This window comes from Mycobacterium ostraviense (assembly GCF_002705925.1).
Classification (GTDB): Bacteria; Actinomycetota; Actinomycetes; order Mycobacteriales; family Mycobacteriaceae; genus Mycobacterium; species Mycobacterium ostraviense.
Genome location: NZ_NKRE01000036.1, coordinates 1 through 470 on the forward strand (window position 1 = coordinate 1; position 470 = coordinate 470).

The window sequence follows — 470 nt, forward strand, 5'->3', positions numbered from 1 at the left end:
GGGGGAGCGGCGGTGCCGGCGGTTCCGGCGGTGTGTTCTTCGGCGACGGCGGCGCGGGCGGCACGGGCGGCAATGGCGCCGCCCTCGCCACCGGCGCCGCCGGTGCTGGCGGTGCCGGCGGCTCTGCCGGGGCTTTCTACGGCGCGGGCGGTGAAGGGGGTGCCGGCGGGGTCGCTGGCGGGGCCGGCGGTGCTGGCGGAGCGGGCGGAAACGGCGCCGTGCTCTTCGGCAACGGCGGCGAGGGTGGCGACGGCGGGGCCAGCTTTGTCAGTGGCGGAGCCGGCGGGAAGGGCGGTCGCGCCGGCCTTTTGGTTGGTAGCGGAGGCAGCGGCGGTCAAGGCGCGTTCGCCGAAGGCCTGGCCGGTGGAGGCGGCGGAAAAGGCGGGGCCGGGGCCGATGCCGGAGTGTTCTTCGGCGACGGCGGGGCCGGCGGTGGTGGCGGTGGCTCCAGTTCGGGCTCGGGCGGGGAT

Annotated in this window: 1 protein-coding gene; it reads left to right on the forward strand. The window is 78.3% G+C overall.

Going from position 1 to position 470, the window contains the following annotated elements; translation table 11 throughout:
* A partial coding sequence (locus CDN38_RS29845; RefSeq protein WP_180276451.1) for a hypothetical protein occupies positions 1-470 on the forward strand: 470 nt, incomplete at both ends.